Origin of the sequence: Elstera litoralis, from assembly GCF_000963705.1 — a bacterium.
Classification (GTDB): Bacteria; Pseudomonadota; Alphaproteobacteria; order Elsterales; family Elsteraceae; genus Elstera; species Elstera litoralis.
On sequence record NZ_LAJY01000684.1, the window covers coordinates 1 to 1,172 of the forward strand.

Annotated in this window: 2 protein-coding genes; both read right to left on the bottom strand. The window is 58.4% G+C overall.

Annotation, left to right across the window (positions count from 1 at the left end):
* A partial coding sequence (locus VZ95_RS18965; RefSeq protein ID WP_045777251.1) for an ABC transporter ATP-binding protein occupies window positions 1-663 on the bottom strand: 663 nt, incomplete at its 3' end.
* A gap of 3 nt (window positions 664-666) precedes the next feature.
* A partial coding sequence (locus VZ95_RS18970) for an ABC transporter permease (RefSeq protein WP_045777252.1) occupies window positions 667-1,172 on the bottom strand: 506 nt, incomplete at its 5' end.

Here is a 1,172-nt window from a genome sequence, read left to right on the forward strand (position 1 = left end):
GTTACAGACCTTGCGGATGAGGTCTTCCGAGTGGGAGGCCAGCACGAGAATACTGGATTTGCCGACAAAGCTTTCCAGCCTCTCGGTGGCGCGCTCGATGAAATGGGAATCGCCGACGCTGACCCATTCATCCATCAGAATAATATCCGGCTCCATGCTGGTGATGATGGAGAAGGCGAGGCGCAGCACCATGCCCGACGAATAGGTGCGCACCGGCAGATTGATGAACTCGCCCAAATCGGCGAAATCGATCACCTCATCCAGCCGCGCATCGATGGCGCGGCGGTTCAGGCCGTGGAACATGCCCTTCAGATAGATATTCTGCAGGCCGGACAGTTCGTAATCGAGGCCCAACGACACATCGAGTAAGGAGGCGATGCGCCCCTGCGCGCGGATGCGCCCGCTGACCGGCGGATAGGTGCCCGCCAGCGCTCGCAAGAGAGTGGTTTTCCCCGCGCCATTGACGCCGACGAGGCCGAGCCGGTCGCCGTCTTTCAGGTGCAGATTGATCTTATTCAGCGCCCGCGCCACCACATGCCCGCTCTCCTGCTTCAGGCGGCTATTGCCGCCGCCAAGCCGCAGCAGGCTTTTGCGCAAGGAGCGGTTTTCGGCAGTGAAAACCGGAATATCGATGGTGACGTTTTCGAGAAGAATATCGGCCATGAGCTAAAGCCAATAGGGCATGCGGCGCTTGGTAAAGCCGACGCAGAGAAAAGCAAGGATCCAGCCCCCAACGGCGAGGCCACCGACAACCCACCAGTTCAGCGGATCGATGGCTTTGCCCAGCAAGGGCGCGCGCAGAATTTCGACGAGATGATGAAACGGGTTGGCGTCCACAATCATGCGCCGGTCCTTCACCAAATCGGCAGCCCAGATCACCGGCGTCACCAGAAAGGCGATTTGCGTGAGGTTGGTGATGATCGGAATCATGTCGCGGTAGCGCAGGCAGAGCGTGCCGAGCACGATCACCACCCACACAGCATTCAGCACCAGCAGCGCAAAGGCGGGCAGGGCGAGCAACACGCTCCAATCGAGCTTGATCTCGAAAAACAGCGCAACGCCGATATAGACGATGAAATTATGGACAAACAGAATCACTTCCGTCGCCACACTGCGGAAGGCATAGAAGCTCATCGGCAGGGGGATTTGCTTGATGATGCTTTCCATATCGA